Below are 17770 nucleotides of genomic sequence, written 5' to 3'. Positions count from 1 at the left end.
GGTGGCTCGGCGAAGCCGAGACGGAGTGGGGGTCAGCGCCGCCATAGGCGATTGGCCCAGCGCGCGGATAAGGCAAGGCTATCCCTAAGCCTGCCCGCGCACAGCCTTCCGCAACCGCGAATGCCGTACCGGAGACGCCGCCTCGGGCCCCGGCGCTATCTCCGCAGCTTCCCCCTCATGCAACCCCACCCGCAGCGCCGCGCCCGCCAGATGGTCGCGCATCGCCGCTTGCGCTCCTTCGGCGTCGCCGGCACGGATCGCTCTCAGGATGCGCTCATGTTCGCCGAGCGTGATGCGGGCCATGTCGTCCGACTTTTGCTGGTTGCCGGCGGCGAGAATGCTTTCGCGCACCCGCTCGGACACGAAGACCAGGAATTGGCCCATGTAGGAATTGCGCGTCGCCTCGGCGACGGTGCGGTGGAATTCGAGGTCGCTGCGCAGCCAGGCGACGCTGCCATAGGGGGCGGCGCGCATGCCGGACAGCGCATCGCCCATGGCTTTGAGATCGGCGTCGCTGCGCCGTTTTGCGGCAAGGGCCGCCGCCTGCACTTCGAGGATGCCACGCAGTTCGAACAGATTGCGAAACGAGTCGGCGCGCTGCAGCGTCTCATGGTCGATGGTCAGCACCGTCGGGTTGTTGCTCTCGACCACGAAGGCGCCGCGCCCCTGCTGCGACCAGATTCGGCCTTCCGAGCGCAGCCGCGCGATCGCCTCGCGCACCACGTTGCGGCTGACCCCGAAAGTGGTTGCCAGCGCCGCCTCGGTCGGCAGCTGGTCACCCGGCTTCAGCCGGCCTTGCGCGATCTCGCGCGAGATGGAACTGGCCACCAGAGTGGAGAGGTGTGGGCCGCGATTGACCTTGTCGAGTTTCAGCGTCATCGCTCACCTATAGTCGACGGCGGGTGCGGACGCCAGAATGCGGCCGTTGCTGAGAATGTGGCGCGGGTCGAATGCGTCCTTGATGCCGGCGGCGAGGTCGAGCGTCACCGGATCGATGCGTTCGAGGAACGCCTTCTGCTTGACCCGGCCGATGCCGTGCTCGGCGCTGATAGAGCCGCCATAGCGATCGACGACGGTGAAGATCTCGGCTTCCGCCTGCTCGAACAGATGTTCCATCGCCTCGGTGCCCATGCCTTCCGGCGGCACGACGTTGAGGTGGATGTTGCCGTCGCCGACATGGCCGTAGGTGACGGCCAGCGCGTCGGGCCGGGCTTTCTCCAAGGCGGCCAGCGCATCGGTGACGAAATCGGCAAGCCTGGAGATCGGCACCGACACATCGGTGCGCAGGTAGCGCCCGCCCCTGCCCTGCCGCTCGACCATGATCTCGCGGTAGAGCCACAACCGCTCACCTTGAGCCCTGGTCGAAGCGATGACGCCGTCCTCGACGATGTCCTCGACGCTGCCGAGAAACCCCAGCAGCATATTGGAGAGGTCGATCAGCCCGCCCGACGACACCTCGATCAGCACATAGACGGGATAGGGCTGGCTGAGCGGATCGGGAAAATCCTGGCCTTCGCGCATGGTGATCTCGATGCCGCCGCGCAGGATCAGTTCGAAGGCGGTGAGCAAATCGCTGCAATCGCGCCGGGCGCGGGCATAGAGTGCCATCGCATCCTCGACCGAGCGCAAGCCGACAAGTGCTGTTTCGATCTGCGTCGGCTTGGGAAACAGCTTCAGCGCCGCCGCGGTGACGATGCCCAGCGTGCCCTCCGAGCCGATGAAGATCTGCTTCAGATCATAGCCGCGATTGTCCTTGCGCAGCACTTTCAGCCCGTTCCAGATGCGGCCGTCGGCCAGCACCACTTCGAGGCCAAGCACCAGGTCCCGCGTCATCCCGTAGCGCAGCACGTTGAAGCCGCCGGCATTGGTGGCGACATTGCCGCCGATACGGCAGCTGCCCTGCGCGCCGAAGGTGATCGGCAGCAGGCAGTCGCTCGCTTCGGCGGCGCGCTTGGCGTCCTCGAGAATGCAGCCGGCCTCGACCACCATGGCAAAGTCGATCGGGCTGATCGAACGGATACGGTTCATGCGCTCCAGCGAGATGACGATCTCGCCGCCATCCGCCGCCACTGCGGCGCCCACGAGCCCGGTCAGGCCGCCTTGCGGCACCACCGGAATGCGCTCGGCATGGCAGAACCGCATCAGCGCCGACATTTCCTCCACCGAAGAGGGCCGCGCCACCGCCAGCGGCCGGCCGAAATGATCGCCCGACCAATCGCGGCTGTAGCGCGCCAGATCCACTTCCTCGGTCAGCAGCCCGCCATTCGGCAGCAAGCCGGCCAGGGCTGCGATCTGCGATGCGGAGGGTGGCGGCACGGCATTCATGGATTGGCTCTGGGCCCCTCGGCAAAACGGCTGGACAAATACCGGCGTTGTCGTGTTATCATACAACCCTGATTGAGAACATCAAGCGAGGCTTGCCGCCAAGCGTTCGATGTGGATGATCAGACCCGCAAATCACAGAATTCGGAGGACTTCCCCAATGAGCGACGCCCCGGGATTTCGCTATATGCACACCATGATCAGGGTGCTCGACCTCGACAAGTCGATCGCCTTCTACACCGAGGTGCTCGGCATGACTCTGCTGCGCCGCGACGACTACCCCGGCGGCAAGTTCACCAACGCCTTTGTCGGCTACGGCCCCGAGGACAAGGAAGCCGTCGTCGAGCTGACGCTGAACTGGGGCCGCGAGGAGCCCTACGAGATCGGCACCGGCTTCGGCCATCTGGCGCTCGGCGTCAACGACATCTACGCCGTCTGCGCCGAACTGGAAAAGCGCGGCGCCAAGATCCCGCGCAAGCCCGGCCCGATGCAGCACGGCACCACCCACATCGCTTTCGTCGAAGACCCCGACGGCTACAAGATCGAGCTGATCGGCCTCGACACGATGTAATCCGATCGGGCCGGACCGCATCGGCCTCGCGCCGATGCGGTCCCGGCCTGTCCGCGCTTGCCTGGGAGGCGGGATCACTTGATGACCGCGATCTTGCTGCGGTCGATGGTGATGGCGACGGCGGCAATGAGCACCGCGCCGAACACCATGTTTTCCAGGAAAATATTGACGCCGACGAAGGTCATGCCGATGCGCACGATCGAGATGATCAGCGCGCCGACCGCCGTGCGGGCAACGCCGCCGAGCCCGCCGGTGATCGCCGTGCCGCCGACGATGACGGCGGCGATGGCCGGCAGCAGCAGCTGGTTGGCCAGCACCGGCGAACCGCTCGACAGCCTGGCTGCCAGCACGATGCCGGCGAAGGCCGCGAGCATACCCGACGCGGCAAAGGCGATGATCTTGGTGCGGTCGACATTGATGCCCGCGGCCCACGCCGCCGGCTCGCCGGCGCCGACCGCGATCGCCTGGCGGCCGAAGCGTGTGTAGCGCAGCGCCAGAAAGGCGGCGATGCCGATGACCGCCGAAATCAGCACCACCACCGGAATGCCGATGATGGTGGCGTTGATCCACGCCGTGTTTTCGCGACCAGCCTCCTCGATGGTGATGGCGCGGCCATTGGAGACCCAGAGCGCCAGGCCGGTGACCACGCCGCCGGTGGCGAGTGTCGCGACGAAGGACGGCACGCGCAGCTTGACATGGACGACACCGCTCAACACGCCGAAGGCGAGCCCCGACAGGATCGCCACCGGAAAGGCGGCGAGGCCGAGCGACGGCAGCAATTGCGCCAGGATGACGCTGGCTAGTGACGCCACCGCCTGGATCGACAAATCGATGCCGCCGAGCAGAATGGCGAAGGTGACGCCGGTCGCCAGGATGAACAGCACGGAGGTGTTGGCAAACAAAAGCGCCACGGTTTCGCCGGCGAGGAAGCCGGGCGCGGCGATCTCGATGACCAGCAGCAGGCCGACCAGCAGGATCAGCGGAATGGCGCCTTGCGTCCACTTGCCCTCGAAAACCTGCCTGATGGAGAACGCCTCATTCATCGGTTCACACCATTGCCCTGAGAAGATCGACCTGGTTCGGCTTGTTGCCCGGACTGGCATCGAAGCGCGCGGTGATTGCACCGTCGCGCATCACCAGCACCTGGTGCGACAGACCGATCGTTTCCTCCAGCGTGTCGGAAATCAAAAGGATCGCCACGCCTTGCGCCGAGAGATCGCGCACCAATTCGTAGACCTCCTCCTTGGCGCCGACATCGAGGCCGCGTGTGGGATGGTCGAGCACCAGGATGCGCGAGCCCGCCGTCATCCAGCGCGCCAGCACCACCTTCTGCTGGTTGCCGCCGCTGAGCTTGCGGCAGGCGGCATCGGGACCGGGCGCCTTGATGCGCAGCCGCTTGATCCAGTCGGCGGCAAGCCGGCGCTCCTTGCCATAGTCGATGGCGCCATGGCGCATGACGCTGGAGAGATCGGCCAGCGAAATGTTCTCCGCGATCGACAGGAACATCACCAGCCCTTCGAGCCGGCGCTCGCGCGGGACATAGCCGATGCCCTTGCGCACAGCCGGCTCCGGCGAGGAGAAGCGCACGGCATCGCCGGCGATTTTCATCTCGCCGGCATCATGCTGGACGAAGCCGCCAACGGTGCGCGTCACCTCCTCGCGGCCGGAGCCGACAACGCCGGCAATGCCGACAATCTCGCCGGCCCGGATCGAGAGATTGACGCCGTGATAGTAACCGTTGGCGCCAAGCCCCTTAGCCTCGACCATCACGATATCGCGCGGCGCGAGCTGGCGGGCCTCGCGGTAATATTCGGCCTGCAGGCCGCGCCCGACCATGATCTCGTGCAGCTCCGGCGCGGTGACTTCAGCTGCGCGGTGCTCGGCGACGACCGCGCCGTCCTTCATCGTGTAGACACGGTCGGAGATGTTGAGCACCTCGTCGAGGCGGTGCGAGACGAACACAAAACTGGCGCGGGATTTAAGCGAGCGCACCCGCGCGAACAGCACCTCGATATCAGCGGCGTTGAGCACCGAGGTCGGCTCGTCGAGCAGGATGAGCAACTGCCGCTCGACCACTTCCTCCAAGGTCAGCGCCTTGGCGAGCTCGACCATCTGGCGTGCGGCGAAGGTGAGTTCGGAGGTGCGCGCGGTGACGTCGATGTCGATGCCGATCTTGGCCAGTTGCCGCCGCGCCGCCGCGTTCATGGCGCGCCAATTGACGAGGCCGAAGCGGGTGAAGCGGTCCTCTTCGCCGAGATAGATGTTTTCGGCAACCGTCAGGTTCAGCACCAGCGACTGCTCCTGGAACACCATGCCGATGCCATGCCTGGCCGCATCACGGGCGTTGCGCATGCGCAGCTGTTCGCCATCCAGCGTGAGCGAGCCGCCATCCGGCCGGTAGCCGCCTGCCAGCACCCGCATCAGCGTCGACTTGCCGGCGCCGTTCTCGCCGATCAGCCCGACAACTTCATTGGGCCGCACCTCGATGGAGACGTCGCGCAGCGCCTGGACGCCGGGGAAATTCTTGATGATGTTGGACGCCTGCAGCATGGCGTTCACTTGACGATTTTCAGGCGGACACGGTCGAGCGACAGCGCCACCGCGGCGATGATCATCAGACCCTGCACCGTCTGCTGGATGTAGGGCGAGATGCCGAGCAGGATCATGCCATTGGCAAGCACGGTGACGATCAGCACACCGATCAGCGTGTTGACGACGCCGCCCTCGCCGCCGGTCAAAGCGGTGCCGCCGACGACCACTGCGGTGACCGCTGCAAACAGCCTGCCGTCGCCGATGACGGCGTGCGACTGGCCGAGCTGTGCCGCGGCCAGCACGCCGGCAATGCCGAAGAAGAACCCTGCCAGCGCAAAAGCGGTGATGCGCACGCGCACGACATTGACGCCGGAGAGCTTGGCGACATCCTCATCACCGCCGATCGCCAATATGTGGCGGCCGAGCTTGGTGTGATACTGGATGACAGTGGCGAGCAGGAAGGCGCCGAACGCGACCCAGACCGCCACCGGCAGGCCGAGGAAACGGTGCAAGGCCAGGTCGCGGATCGAGGCGTCGTTCAGCTTGATGGCCGTGCCGCCCAGCATATAGACCGACAGGCCGAGGCCGATGAACCACATGCCGAGCGTGCCCATGAAGGACGGGATGCGCAGCATGGTCTGGACGAGACCGCTGACGAAGCCCATGGCGGTGCCGGCGGCGATGGCAGCGAGCACCGCCCACCACCCATAGTCGTTGCCGTTGCCGTCATTGGCGGCGAGCAGCACAAGCACCATTGCCGCCACCGAAAGCGTGCCTTCGACTGCAAGGTCGATGCTGCCCATCAGGATGATGAAGGTCAGCCCCATCGCCAGCGTCAGCGGCACGGCGGCGGAATTCGCAAGCCGCACCAGATTGCGCAGCTCGATGAAATTGGGGTTGGCAATGGCGATGAGTACGCAGAGTACAATCAGCACCGCCAGCGGCGCCAGGCTGCGCCAGCGCCTGCCGCCCAGGAATGTCGCGATACGGCCGGGGAACGGTGTCATAGGCGTCGTCCGCTCGATGTCCGAAACGGACTTCAGGGGTTCTGTATGGATTGTCAAGAAACCGCTTCCCGTCTGCTGGTGACAGCCGTCGCGACAAGGGGATCGCGACGGCTGCGGGAGGAAGCGGGCCGCCAGGGAGTTGCAGCCCACTCCGATGGATCAGGTGCGGATTGCTCCGGTGACCCGGCCCCACAGATCGTTCCAGTCGATCTCGGGCTTCGCATCGACATTGGTCTTGTAATATTCCTCGACATTGTCGTGCGAGATCAGCACCGCCTTGCCGTAGAACTCACGGTGCTCCGCGGGCTCCTTGGTCGGGTCGAACTTGCCGATCTTGGCGTTGTAGCCGATGGCCAGACCCATGCCGCCCTGCCAGAACGGATCCGAAGTGACGGTGCAGGCGAACTCGCCGGTGCGCACCGCATCGACCGCCGTCTTGATGCCGTCGACGCCGACGATCGGCACCTTGCCGGCGAGATTTTCGGCACGCAGCGCTTCCAGTGCGCCGGAGCCCATATCGTCATTGGCCGCCCAGATGCCCTTGATGTCGTCGCCGAAGCGGGTGAGCAGATTGCCCATCAGGTCGAAGGCTTCGGTCGACTTCCAGTTAGCGACCTGGAAATCGAGCAGCTTGATGTCTGGGTTGGCGGCAAGCGCCGCATCGAGGCCCTTCTTGCGTTCGATCGCCGCCGTGGTCGAGATCAGGCCGCCGAGTGCGACGATGCCGCCCTTGCCGCCTATGGTCTTGAACAGGATCTCGGCGATGGTCTTGCCGCTGTCGATGCCGTCGAACTCGATATGCGAGACATAGTTCGGGTTGAAATCCTTCGGGTGCAGATCCCCAGGCTTGTTCCACTGCGTCACCACATAGGCGCCGGCCTTGGCGCAGGCCTCGACGATCGGGCGCGCATCGGGCGTGTCGTTGGGATCGGAATTCAGCACCATGTTGCCGCCGGTCTTGGCCAGCATCGCCTTGATGTCGGCAATGCCCTTCTCGCTGTTGCCTTCCGAAACCAGCGTGACGTGTTCCAGCCCGGCCCATTTGGCATACGCTTCGGCGCCGGTCTTCCACACCGCGTGATAGGGGTTGGACAGCGAGCGGATCGACGTCACCAGAGTCGGCTTGTCCTGCGCGCGCAGCACGCTCGGCATGGCGAGTGCCGCCACGCCGGCGGTGGCGCCCATCATCAGCGTGCGCCGGTTGACCGCAAAATTCTTCGTGTCGTTCATGCCTCGAAACCTCCCGATTGAATTCTGTTCCGCCCGGCATCTTGCGCAGGGAGCGCGGCCGGGACCTCCTGGTGAGGATCGTCAAGCTCCTCCACTTGTACGACAACCCTTCAACACGATAACCATACCCTTTCTCTTGACGCGGCACAAGCGACTTGAGATCGTCGCGCGCAAGAGGAAGGGGCGGTGATTTTCATCGCCCGCCGGAGCATGATCCCTAGAAGTGGGAACCGGTTTTTTCGGACAAATCGGGAAACCGTTTTGTCCGGAGATCATGCTCCAACAAAGAGAACCCGGGAGTGGAAATGACGGATTACATCATTGTCGGCGGCGGTTCGGCCGGCTGCATTCTGGCCGCCCGGCTGAGCGAGGACCCGGACGTGTCCGTCGTGCTGCTCGAGGCCGGTCCGCCCGACACCGACCGCTACATCCATTTGCCGGTCGGCTTCTTCAAGATGACGTCGGGGCCGCTGATCTGGGGTTATGACACCGCGCCCGGCAAGGAGATCGACGGCCGCACCATGGTCTATCCGCAGGCCCGCGTGCTGGGCGGCGGCTCCTCGATCAACGCCCAGGTGTTCACCCGCGGCTGCCCTGAGGATTATGACGGCTGGGCGACTGAGAATGGCTGTGCCGGCTGGAGCTATGCCGACGTGCTGCCCTACTTCGTCCGCTCCGAGGGCAACGACACTTTTGCCGATGCGCAGCACGGCACTGACGGCCCGCTCGGCGTCTCCAGCGGCGCGCCGCATCCGCTGACCCGCATCTTCGTCAAGGCGGCGCAGCAGGCGGGCCTTCCTTTCCGCGCCGACTTCAACGCCGGTGAGCAGGCGGGCGCCGGCTTCTACCAGACGACGACGCGTCGGGGGAAACGCTCGAGCACGGCGGTTGCCTATCTGAAGCCGGCGCTCGGCCGCAAGAATCTGACGCTACGCACCGACGCCTCCGTCAGCCGCATCGTGGTCGAGAACGGCCGCGCCATCGGTGTCGAGATCATCGTCAATGGCCGCACCGAACTGCTCCGCGCCGAGCGCGAAGTCATCGTCGCCGCCGGCGCCATCGGCTCGCCGAAATTGCTGATGCTGTCCGGCATCGGCCCGGCCGTGCATCTCGGCCATCACGGCATCGAGGTGGTCCACGATTCCAAAAACGTCGGCCAGAATCTGCACGATCACATGGACGTCGATGTCGTCGCCGAGCTCAACGGACCGCATGGCATCGACCGTTACAAGAAGAAGCGCTGGCAGGCGGTTGCCGGTCTTGAATATGCGCTGTTCGGCAAGGGGCCGGTGGCCTCCAACATCGTCGAGGCCGGCGGCTTCTGGTGGGGCGACCGCGCGGAGAAGACGCCGGACATCCAGTTCCATTTCCTGCCCGGCGCCGGCGTCGAGGAAGGCATCGGCTCGGTTCCCGGCGGCAATGGCTGCACGCTGAACTCCTACCATGTGCGCCCGCGTTCGCGCGGCAGCGTCACGCTCAAGTCCGCGGACCTGCGCGATGCGCCCATCATCGACCCCAACCCGTTCGCCGAGCGCTATGATCTCGAACGCGCCATCGACGGCATCGAGATCAGCCGCGAAATCCTGTCGCAGCCAGCCTTCGCCAGATACATCAACCGCGAGCATCTGCCCGGCAAGGCGATGCAGGGGCGCTCAGCACTCGAAGCCTTCGCCCGAGAACATGGCCGCAGCGCCTATCACCCAGTCGGCACCTGCCGGATGGGCGGCGATGCCGACAGCGTCGTCGATCCCGAGCTGCGCGTGCGCGGTCTGCAAGGCCTGCGTGTCTGCGACAGCTCGGTCATGCCAAGCATCGTGTCGTCGAACACCAACGCCGCCGTGGTCATGATTGCGGAGAAGGCGGCGGATCTGATTGCGGGGCGGATGCTGCCGGTGGCGTAAGCAGGACAATCGCATGTGGTGGCGCCACGCGATTGCCCTGCCTTGAGCACCTATCGCTGAGCGCATAGCACTCGAACCGCACTAAAAACGACAGCCTCCCGCAGCGCCTTCAACCGACGCTTGCGCAATCCACCAACCGACCGGAAACCCCCGGTTGCGGGCTCGTTGCCGACGCCTGCGCGGGGATGTGAAAGCGCTTTTGCGCCAGTTCCGCGATCACACCATATGAACCGATCCAAGCTCTGCTAGCTTGTGGGCGTGGGACTTGTCCCGCTTTGGCCGGTGCTTCAGGCAACCCCATCCCAACCCCCCGCCCCCTGCGGTACCGGCCATCCCCCTCCCCCTTTTGGCAGGCTTCTCGACCTGCCATCCTCAGCCGTCGCTGCCAACTTCGAGGTCGACGACGAGGCCTGATGCGTGGCATGCAAATCAAGACCATCGGCAGCGTATCGAGGGATTTCACATCGGCTGTCTGGACGACGTCCTGGAGAGCGACAGATCGGGGTCGAGCCGCCTCAGCTCCCGGTTGATGGCCGCCAGGTGCTCCGGTTCGCCTTCCGTGTTGCAGACATTGAGAGTAACGACGCGTAAGCGCATCAGCGAACCACCGCCGCGATGCGTTCCAACGTGGTGCGCGAAACGGCTCGGCCATCGGCGCGGTTCGGCTTGCCAAATGCCGCCATGCCGCCCATACACGGCTTGAACAACCGCCCCGAGGGTCCGCGCCCATTTTGCCAAAGGATACTCTCCGATGTCTGTGACGCCGTCCCCCTGGTCAAAGCCATGACGGCCTCCCTCGCAAGCCTGGGCTGGACGGATTTCTTCGGCGACCAGCTTGAAGCCGATGAGGCAGACCTCGTGCCGACGCGCATCGCCTCGGTGCACCGCGACCGCCTGGCCGGCCTGTCCCGGGCAGGGCCAGTGGATCTGACGCTGCCGGCCAATGCCAACACCGGCGACTACGCCGTCGGCGACTGGGTGCTGGTCGAGCAGCATACACATCTGCTGCTCCGCCGGCTGACCCGCAAGACGGTGCTGGAGCGCCGTACCCAGGGCGGCAGGATCCCGCAGCTGGCCGCGGCCAATGTCGACACGCTGTTCATCGTGACGTCCTGCAATGCAGATTTCAACATCGCCCGGCTGGAGCGCTATCTGGCGCTGGCCAACGAGGCCGGAACGACGCCGGTGATCCTGCTGACCAAGGCCGACACCGCTGACGATGCCGAGAGATACCAAAGCCAGGCTGCCGCCCTTCAGCGTGGTTTGCCCGTAGTGACGCTGAACCCGCGCGTCGCCGATGCCGCAGCGGCGCTTGCTCCCTGGTGTGGCGCAGGGCAGACGGTGGCGCTGGTCGGCTCCTCCGGCGTCGGCAAATCGACGCTGGTCAACACGCTGGCCGGAGCGGCGCAGCAATCGCCGCAACAGACTGCGGGCATTCGCGAGCACGATGCCAAGGGTCGCCACACCACCACGGCGCGGTCGCTGCACCCCATCGCCGGTGGCGGCTGGGTAATCGACACGCCGGGCATGCGCACGCTGCATGTCAGCGACGTCGCATCCGGCATCGACACGCTGTTTGCCGAAATCACCGAGCTCGCACCGCTGTGCAAGTTCCGCGACTGCACCCATGTCCACGAACCGGGCTGCGCGGTGCAGGCTGCGTTGAAGGCGGGTACGCTCGACCCTGAGCGCCTTGCCCGCTGGCGCAAGCTGTCGGAGGAAAACCAGGGCAACACGCCGGTTCAGAGCGGCCCGCGCGGCAACAAATCGCCTGCCGGGCGCCCGAAGCGGCGTTGAGAGGATAGGAATTGCGGAACGAGACGTCGGAGGCCCGGCATGTGCCGGGCCTCCCTTTTTTCACTCTCCGCGCATCGTTGCCTGGAAGGTCGGCAGGTGCTTCTGCTGCGCCTCCAGCATGCGCTCGCGGTAGACGCCGTAGATGACGTCGGTGTCGTGCAGCGTCACGCCGGCAATGGTCGGCGAGGCGAAGACCGGCAGTTCGATGCCGCGCTTGGCGAGCTGCTCGGCCGTGCGCGCGATCAGCTCATGCGCCAGGATCATGGCAAGCACCGTCGATGAGCCCGACACCGGCCGGCTCCAGCCCTCGACCGGCACGATGGCGTCCTCGATCGGCGAACAGGTGTCGATGACGAGGTCGGCGGCATCCGCCAGCCGCTTGCCGGACGAGTGCGTCGCCGGCTTGTCCAGATTGTTCTTGCTGGTGACAGCGACGACGAAGATGCCGCGCTTCCTGGCGTAGAGCGCGGTGTCGATGCCCGACGAGTTGCGGCCGCTATGGCCGAAGATGATGATCGAATCGCCCTTGTTGAGCGGCTGGTGGTCGAGGAATTTTTCGGCGTATCTTTCCGTACGCTCCAGCCACAAAAGCTCGCGCACGCCGCCGGCGCCGAGCACATTGTGCCACATCACGCGCGGGTCGGTCAGGGGGTTGAAGCCGACATAGCTGCCATAGCGCGGAAACACTTCCTGCACCGGCAGCACCGAATGGCCGGAGCCATAGAGATGCACCAGCCCGCCGCCCTCGAGCGAGTCGGCAAAGCGGCTGGCGGCCTGGCCAAAGGCCTCTTCATTGGCTTTCGCAGCCTGGTCGATGAGGGCGGCGAGACGGTGGATGTAGAGATCGGACACGTGGGTACTCCTGTTTGCTGTGTCGGTCTGGAATGGATCAGCTTCTCGGGTTCAGCGGCACGCGTCCGGCGCGCAGCGTCGAGCGGATTTCGTAGCGGTCGCCGCGCATGATCGAGACGGTGAATTCGAACGGGCCGCGCTCGTCGGTGGTGATGCGTTCGACGACGAAGGCCGGGCTGCCGACAGCGAGGTCGAGCAGTTCGGCGTCCGCCGCGCCGACCGCGCCGACCCGGTAGTTTTCCCGCGCCGCCACCGGCACGATGCCGTAATGGCGCTCCAGCGCCTCGTAGAGCGAGCCCTGCAGCAGGCCGGCATCGAGGAAGCCCGGCACGCGCACGGCCGACAGCTGCGCCGTCTGAATGCCGATCGGCTCGTTGTTGCCGAGCCGCAGCCTGCGAATGCGCACCACCGGATCGCCTTCCTCGATCTCCAGCGCGCCGGCAGCCGCCGCGTTGGCGGTGGTCAGGCTGCAGTCGAGCAGGCGCGAGCCCGCGACCACGCCCATATTGCCCATCTCCTGGGTGAAGCTGGTCAGCTCGCGCGTGCCGGCGACCAGCGTGGTCGAGCGCACGAACGTGCCGCGGCCATGTTCGCGCCTGAGCAGTCCTGCCTCCTCGAGGTTGCGCAAGGCGTGGCGCAGCGTGATGCGGCTGACGCCGAACAGGGCGCACAGCCTGTCCTCCGCCGGGATCTGGTCGCCCGTTGCCCATTCGCCGCTCTTGACGATGGCGCGGATCGCCTCTTCGACCTGATACCAGAGCGGCTCCGGCCGTCTGCGGTCCGGCTGCTGAAAGCTTGCTTCGCTCATCGCACATGCCTCCACCCTTGCCCAACGGCGCCGGCCAGCGCCGCGCCGACGAGGCCGGCGCGGGGACCGAATTTTCCGGGCTTGATGTCGATGCCGCGCAGATGCGGCGGCAGTTGGCGTCGCAGCGCTGCAAGCAGCGGCGGCCGGATCACATCCAGCGCCTCCGCCAAACCACCCGAAATCAGAACCGCTTGCGGATCGAGCAGCGCGACAGCGCCTGCAAGCGCGGTGCCGAGCTGTCGCGCCGGCAGTTCAAGCAAGGTGAGTGCGGCCAGTTCGCCGGCCTGGGCAGCGGCGATCAGCTGGCGGCCGTCGGCAAGGCCGATCTGTCCGGCAAGGGCATCAAGCGCCCGGCCCGACGCGACGCGCTCCAGCCAGCCGCTGCGCTCTTCACCATGATCCCTCACGTCGGCGCAGGCCCAGCCGAACGAGCAGGCGCCGCCATGCGCGCCGGCAACGATGCGGCCATTGGCCAGCACCGCCGAACCGATGCCGGTGCCGATGGCGAGCAGGATCGCTTCCGACATGTTTTTCGCACTGCCTTCGACAGCCTCCGCCAGCAGCGCAATCTGCGCGTCATTGCCGAGCGCTACGCGCAGTTTGGGAAACAGCGGCTGGATATCGACGCCGTCGAGGAACGGCAAGTTGGGGATCCAGCGGCAGATTGAGCCCTCGACCAGACCCGGCACCGCGATGCCAAGCGCTGAGACCGACCCGGCCTCAGCGCACAGCGCGTCGATGCGCGCAATGAAGGCACCAAGGGTTGCCGGCGCCGGCTCGCTGCCCAGCGCCTCCAACGCACCGACATCGCCCGTAGATACGGCGGCGCGCAGATTGGTGCCGCCGAGATCGATGGCGAGTACCCGCCTCATCGACCGGACCCTTTGCCGAAGGGGAGCGAGAACAGGCCGCTGCCGGCATTCCACGAATGCGACGCCGCCGCGAAGGCCTGCGCATGGCGCGTGCCACGCAGGCAGCCGCGCAGCCGGTAGAGCGAACTGTAATAGTCGACATAGGGGAAGCTGCTCAGGCCGCGCGCCAGCTCATACTCCATGACCGCGTCGCGCCAGGCCTCGAACCCGTCGCTGACATCGACGAGATGCTCGGGCCGGAAGCCGTCATCGTCCTCCCAGTTCTCGCCGAACAGCAGCAGTTGCGGCGTGTGCGCCGGATGGTCGCTGGCAACGGTCGGCAGTCCGGCGAAGAAGATACCGGTCTTCGTCAAATGCGCGGCGGCGCGATGGTCCTTGTGCCAGCTGCCATGCCAATGGGTGATGACGATCTCGGGTTTCAGCTCGCGAATGATGTCGCCCACTTCGAGCGCCGTCTGATCGTCTGTGGGCAGGAAGCCGTCGCGCAGGCCAAAGCTACGCATGGCGACGCCGAGCCGCTCCGCCGCGCTGCCCGCTTCCTCTTCCTTCTGCACGCAATAATGCGCGGGAACCAGGTACGGATGGCCCTGCTCACCCATGGTCAGATGCAGGAAGGTCACCGTGGCGCCGCGCTTGACGGCAGCGGCCGCCAGCGGCCCGGCCATCACCTCGGCATCGAAGGCGTGTGCGCCGACCACCAGGATGGATTTCGCCGCATAAATCCTGTCTTCGATCATTTCATGCCCCCTCCGGTGCCGACGCCTTCGCGAATCTGCCGCGCCAGCAGACAATACATGATCAGGATGGGCGCCATGGATATCGCCAGCGAGGCGAACACCAGGCCCCAGTCGGTGCGGAACTGGCCGACGAAGACGCTGATCGCCAGCGGCACCGTCTTGTAGCGGTCGTCGAAGATGAAGATCAGCGGGAAGAAGAAATCGTTCCACACCGCGATCGCGGTGAAGATTGCCACGATCGACACCGCCGGCTTGACCATCGGCAGGATGATCTGGAACAGGATGCGGACCTCGCCGGCGCCGTCCATGCGCGCCGCCTCGTCCAACTCGGAGGGCAAGACGCGCATGAAATTGGCGAAGATGAAGACGGCGAAGGGAATGCGGATCGCCGAATAGACCAGGATCAGCCCGGTCAGCGAATCCAGCAGGCCGAGATTGCGCATCAGCGTGAACAGTTCGACCGAGGCCAACCGGATGGGCAGCATGATGCCGGACAGGAACAGGCCGAGCATGATGGCATTCCAGCCAAGCTTGTAGCGGCTGAGCGGATAGGCGGCCATCGCCGAGACGACGATGGTGAGGATGACGGCGCCGCCCGTGACGATCAGGCTGTTGATGAAATTCTGGCCGAGATCGGCGCGCGTCCAGGCGTTGATGAAATTGTCGAAGGCAAAGCTTTGCGGCAGGCCGAGCCTGTTGTCGTAGATCTCGGCCGTGGTCTTGAAACAGGAAACGATGAGGATGTAGAGCGGCAACAGCACGGCCGCCGTCCATACGACCAGCACCGTCCAGCCGGGCAGCCGCGCCAGCTGCCGAGAGATGGCCGGTCTTTGTGAAATCGCCAGCGCGCTCATAGCTGCACCGTGCGGCGGTCGAAGAAGCGCAGCATCATGAGCGTGCCGATGCTGAGGATCAAAAACAGCACGGTGCCGAGCGCCAAAGCCAGACCGATATCGGTGATGCCGACAGCACCTTCCGCGCCGAAGGCCAGCCGGTAGAAGTACGTCACCAGCGTGTCGGTCGAATAGCTCGGATTGCCCTGCACGCCCTGCATGACATAGACGAGGTCGAACTGGTTGAAGGTGTTGATGAACGACAAAGTCGTCAGCGTGCCCAGCGCCGGCATCAGCAGCGGCAGCGCGATCGAGAACAGCATGCGCGCATTGCCGGCGCCGTCAAGTTTTGCCGCCTCGAAAATCTGGCCGGAAATCTGCCGCAGACCTGCCGTGTAGATCAGCACCGGCAGGCCCATCCAGTTCCAGGCATCGACGGCGATCAGCATGGCGAGCGCGGTGTGGCTGTTGCCGAGCACAGTCAGGCTGCCCTGGTGCAGGCCGAGCCCGTTCAGCGCCCATTCGACGACGCCACCCGGTGCCAAAAGCAACCGCCACAGCGCGCCAATGATGACCGGGCTCAGCACCGCCGGAAAGAAGAACACCGACTGGAAGAAGGCCGCACCCTTGTCGCGCAGGAACAGCAGCCAGGCGAACAACAGGCCGAGGCCATTTTGGAAGACCATGATGCCGAAGAACCAGGCGGTGTTGTGCCACAGCGCGCCGTAGATCCGCGCGCCGCTGGGGAAAACGAACAGCCTTGAGAAATTCGACAGGCCGGCGAACTCGACCATGCGCAGCCCCTTCCAGACGAAGAAGCTGCCCCAGAGCGACATCCCCAGGGGATAGAGGACGAACAGCGCATAGACCGCCAGCGCCGGCAGGATGAACAGCACGGCCATGCGCTGCTGCGTGCGGCGAAGGCTGCTGGTGCGGCGAAGGGTGCTCATGCGCTTTTCTGGTCCGTGAGAGGCCGGCCGCTTTGCGACGGGCCGCGCCTACTGCTTCGGCTTGAACCAGGTGGCGACTGCGGCCTGCATGTCGGCCGCCAGCTTCTCCGGCGCGATGTTGCCTTCGACCATGTCGATGATCTCCGACTGCAGCACCGAAGACGCCGTCGGCGACTGCCAGCGGAAGCCGACCAGCGTCAGATAGGGCGTCGAATTCTTCGCCATCTCCATCATCGAGGCCAGCACTGGATCCTTCACCGTCACATCCGTGCGGGCCGGCGGCCAGCCGAGCTCGTCGGCGAACATCTGCGCGAACTCTGCCGAAGCCATGAAGCCCAGCACCTTGGTCGCGGCTTCCTTGTTCTGGCTCTCGGAGACCAGGCCATAGGAGCCGTCGGAGAAGGCCGAGGTGTAGAGTTTTGCCCCGGCATCGTCGGCGGGGAACGGGAAGATCGAGAATTTCAGCTTCGGGTTCTGCGCCTTGAAGCTGCCGTTCTCGAACGAACCGCCGAGGAACATCGCCGCCTTGCCGCCGATGAACTGCTGCGTGGCGGTGGTGTAGTCGATGCCGGCGAAGCCGTCGGGGAAATACGGCTTCAGCTCGGCGAAGCGCTTCAGCGCCGCGACATAGCGCGGATCCTCGAAGGTCGCCTTGCCGCTCATCATCTCGTCGTAGAATTCAGGACCATAGACGGTCGGGCCGACGACGCCGACGGCGATCTCCAGTTCCCAGGCCGAGCCGTTGGCGCCGCCGGTGGCGATCGGCGTGATGCCGGCCGCCTTCAGCTTCTCGCAGACAGCGGTGAAATCCTTGTAGGTCTTGGGGATCTCGATGCCCTGGGCGGCGAAAATATCCTGGTTGTAGAAGACGCCCATCATCGGCACCGAATAGGGCACGCCATAGAGCTTGCCGTCGCTGCGGCCGCGCGCGCCGCCAAGCGCCGCGTCCTCCATATTCTTCAGCTCCGGCACGCTGTCGTCCAGCGCGTCGAGATAGCCGGCCTCGACGAAGGGCTGCAATTCGCCATAGGCCTTGAGCTGCGCGATGTCGGGCCCGCGCCCGCCGCGCAGCGCCGTGCTCAGCCGGTTCTGGTAGTCGGCATCCGGCGTGAACTGAATGGCGACCTTGATGCCGGGATTCTTCGCCTCGAAGGCATCGAAGATGCGGCGCATCGCTGCCTCGTCCTCGGTGCGCCAGCTCCACAGCGTCACCGTGCTGTCGGCGGCTCGCGCCGGCAATGAGGCGAAGACGCCGGCGCAGGCGGCGGCAAGGCCGCCGATCAGGCCAAGTGCTGCGCGCCGGTGAAGTGAAAGCATGCTCATTGCCAGTCTCCCATTGTTCTCTGTGCTTGGCGTCC

The 17770-nt window shown here is 65.4% G+C and carries 17 protein-coding genes; 3 read left to right on the top strand and 14 right to left on the bottom strand.

Translation table 11 applies throughout. The features are described from left to right. Positions 1–84 precede the first annotated feature (84 nt). Positions 85–879, bottom strand: coding sequence for a FadR/GntR family transcriptional regulator (locus NKH35_RS04180; RefSeq protein ID WP_023671079.1), 795 nt, complete (start codon positions 877–879; stop codon positions 85–87). Positions 880–882: 3 nt separating this feature from the next. Next, on the bottom strand, positions 883–2325 hold the full coding sequence (locus NKH35_RS04175) for an FAD-binding oxidoreductase (protein WP_023728490.1): 1443 nt from the start codon (positions 2323–2325) through the stop codon (positions 883–885). 157 nt (positions 2326–2482) lie between these two features. Between NKH35_RS04175 and gloA the strand changes: the two genes are divergently transcribed. Next, the gene (gloA, locus tag NKH35_RS04170; protein ID WP_019856614.1) at positions 2483–2893 is read left to right on the top strand and encodes a lactoylglutathione lyase; all 411 of its coding nucleotides are present in this window, start codon (positions 2483–2485) and stop codon (positions 2891–2893) included. A gap of 74 nt (positions 2894–2967) precedes the next feature. On the opposite strand, the gene NKH35_RS04165 is transcribed toward gloA, so the two are convergent. From NKH35_RS04165 to NKH35_RS04150, 4 genes are all read right to left on the bottom strand, one after another. Continuing rightward, positions 2968–3936 (bottom strand): ABC transporter permease, encoded by a 969-nt coding sequence (locus tag NKH35_RS04165; protein WP_352913418.1) that lies wholly within the window; start codon positions 3934–3936, stop codon positions 2968–2970. Between the two features lie 4 nt (positions 3937–3940). Beyond that, positions 3941–5443 (bottom strand): sugar ABC transporter ATP-binding protein, encoded by a 1503-nt coding sequence (locus NKH35_RS04160; RefSeq protein WP_352913529.1) that lies wholly within the window; start codon positions 5441–5443, stop codon positions 3941–3943. A gap of 5 nt (positions 5444–5448) precedes the next feature. Continuing rightward, the gene (locus NKH35_RS04155; protein ID WP_245262508.1) at positions 5449–6489 is read right to left on the bottom strand and encodes an ABC transporter permease; all 1041 of its coding nucleotides are present in this window, start codon (positions 6487–6489) and stop codon (positions 5449–5451) included. 102 nt (positions 6490–6591) lie between these two features. Continuing rightward, positions 6592–7662, bottom strand: a complete 1071-nt coding sequence (locus NKH35_RS04150) for a sugar ABC transporter substrate-binding protein (protein WP_023671074.1) — start codon at positions 7660–7662, stop codon at positions 6592–6594. Positions 7663–7967: 305 nt separating this feature from the next. On the opposite strand from NKH35_RS04150, the gene NKH35_RS04145 reads away from it, so the two are divergent. Next, complete coding sequence (locus NKH35_RS04145) at positions 7968–9563, top strand: GMC family oxidoreductase (RefSeq protein ID WP_352913416.1); 1596 nt, start codon at positions 7968–7970, stop codon at positions 9561–9563. 459 nt (positions 9564–10022) lie between these two features. Here the strand turns inward: NKH35_RS04145 and NKH35_RS04140 are convergent, their stop codons facing one another. Next, complete coding sequence (locus NKH35_RS04140; protein WP_352913414.1) at positions 10023–10160, bottom strand: hypothetical protein; 138 nt, start codon at positions 10158–10160, stop codon at positions 10023–10025. Positions 10161–10346: 186 nt separating this feature from the next. On the opposite strand from NKH35_RS04140, the gene rsgA reads away from it, so the two are divergent. Beyond that, complete coding sequence (gene rsgA / locus NKH35_RS04135) at positions 10347–11360, top strand: ribosome small subunit-dependent GTPase A (protein ID WP_023698615.1); 1014 nt, start codon at positions 10347–10349, stop codon at positions 11358–11360. A 60-nt stretch (positions 11361–11420) separates the two neighbouring features. Here rsgA and NKH35_RS04130 read toward each other — a convergent pair whose 3' ends face one another. Genes NKH35_RS04130 through NKH35_RS04100 form a run of 7 tightly spaced genes read right to left on the bottom strand, consistent with a single transcriptional unit; the run spans position 11421 to position 17735 of the window. Next, positions 11421–12212, bottom strand: coding sequence for a sugar isomerase domain-containing protein (locus tag NKH35_RS04130; protein WP_023686509.1), 792 nt, complete (start codon positions 12210–12212; stop codon positions 11421–11423). A 37-nt stretch (positions 12213–12249) separates the two neighbouring features. Next, positions 12250–13020: a GntR family transcriptional regulator gene (locus tag NKH35_RS04125; RefSeq protein ID WP_023683130.1), complete on the bottom strand. Its 771-nt coding sequence runs from the start codon at positions 13018–13020 to the stop codon at positions 12250–12252. Beyond that, the gene (locus NKH35_RS04120; protein WP_023733558.1) at positions 13017–13892 is read right to left on the bottom strand and encodes an ROK family protein; all 876 of its coding nucleotides are present in this window, start codon (positions 13890–13892) and stop codon (positions 13017–13019) included. Before NKH35_RS04120 ends, NKH35_RS04125 begins: the two co-directional genes overlap by 4 nt. Next, a complete protein-coding gene (locus NKH35_RS04115; RefSeq protein ID WP_023698618.1) occupies positions 13889–14629 on the bottom strand; it encodes a PIG-L deacetylase family protein in 741 nt (246 codons plus the stop codon). Before NKH35_RS04115 ends, NKH35_RS04120 begins: the two co-directional genes overlap by 4 nt. Beyond that, positions 14626–15483, bottom strand: a complete 858-nt coding sequence (locus tag NKH35_RS04110) for a carbohydrate ABC transporter permease (RefSeq protein WP_023698619.1) — start codon at positions 15481–15483, stop codon at positions 14626–14628. Before NKH35_RS04110 ends, NKH35_RS04115 begins: the two co-directional genes overlap by 4 nt. Next, the gene (locus NKH35_RS04105; RefSeq protein ID WP_031196540.1) at positions 15480–16412 is read right to left on the bottom strand and encodes a carbohydrate ABC transporter permease; all 933 of its coding nucleotides are present in this window, start codon (positions 16410–16412) and stop codon (positions 15480–15482) included. The genes NKH35_RS04110 and NKH35_RS04105 overlap by 4 nt, the downstream gene beginning before the upstream one ends. A gap of 48 nt (positions 16413–16460) precedes the next feature. Then, the gene (locus NKH35_RS04100; protein WP_352860099.1) at positions 16461–17735 is read right to left on the bottom strand and encodes an extracellular solute-binding protein; all 1275 of its coding nucleotides are present in this window, start codon (positions 17733–17735) and stop codon (positions 16461–16463) included. Positions 17736–17770 lie beyond the last annotated feature (35 nt).

This window comes from Mesorhizobium sp. M1143 (genome assembly GCF_040318435.1).
GTDB lineage: Bacteria > Pseudomonadota > Alphaproteobacteria > Rhizobiales > Rhizobiaceae > Mesorhizobium.
The sequence above is the reverse complement of the archived record's forward strand: the minus strand, read 5'-3'. Positions and strand labels throughout refer to the sequence as shown.

Coding starts and splice junctions, on each gene's coding strand:
- NKH35_RS04180 (WP_023671079.1), bottom strand. CDS start 879: ATGACGCTGAAACTCGACAAGGTCAATCGCGGCCCACACCTCTCCACT.
- NKH35_RS04175 (WP_023728490.1), bottom strand. CDS start 2,325: ATGAATGCCGTGCCGCCACCCTCCGCATCGCAGATCGCAGCCCTGGCC.
- gloA (WP_019856614.1), top strand. CDS start 2,483: ATGAGCGACGCCCCGGGATTTCGCTATATGCACACCATGATCAGGGTG.
- NKH35_RS04165 (WP_352913418.1), bottom strand. CDS start 3,936: ATGAATGAGGCGTTCTCCATCAGGCAGGTTTTCGAGGGCAAGTGGACG.
- NKH35_RS04160 (WP_352913529.1), bottom strand. CDS start 5,443: ATGCTGCAGGCGTCCAACATCATCAAGAATTTCCCCGGCGTCCAGGCG.
- NKH35_RS04150 (WP_023671074.1), bottom strand. CDS start 7,662: ATGAACGACACGAAGAATTTTGCGGTCAACCGGCGCACGCTGATGATG.
- NKH35_RS04145 (WP_352913416.1), top strand. CDS start 7,968: ATGACGGATTACATCATTGTCGGCGGCGGTTCGGCCGGCTGCATTCTG.
- NKH35_RS04140 (WP_352913414.1), bottom strand. CDS start 10,160: ATGCGCTTACGCGTCGTTACTCTCAATGTCTGCAACACGGAAGGCGAA.
- rsgA (WP_023698615.1), top strand. CDS start 10,347: ATGACGGCCTCCCTCGCAAGCCTGGGCTGGACGGATTTCTTCGGCGAC.
- NKH35_RS04125 (WP_023683130.1), bottom strand. CDS start 13,020: ATGAGCGAAGCAAGCTTTCAGCAGCCGGACCGCAGACGGCCGGAGCCG.
- NKH35_RS04120 (WP_023733558.1), bottom strand. CDS start 13,892: ATGAGGCGGGTACTCGCCATCGATCTCGGCGGCACCAATCTGCGCGCC.
- NKH35_RS04115 (WP_023698618.1), bottom strand. CDS start 14,629: ATGATCGAAGACAGGATTTATGCGGCGAAATCCATCCTGGTGGTCGGC.
- NKH35_RS04110 (WP_023698619.1), bottom strand. CDS start 15,483: ATGAGCGCGCTGGCGATTTCACAAAGACCGGCCATCTCTCGGCAGCTG.
- NKH35_RS04105 (WP_031196540.1), bottom strand. CDS start 16,412: ATGAGCACCCTTCGCCGCACCAGCAGCCTTCGCCGCACGCAGCAGCGC.
- NKH35_RS04100 (WP_352860099.1), bottom strand. CDS start 17,735: ATGAGCATGCTTTCACTTCACCGGCGCGCAGCACTTGGCCTGATCGGC.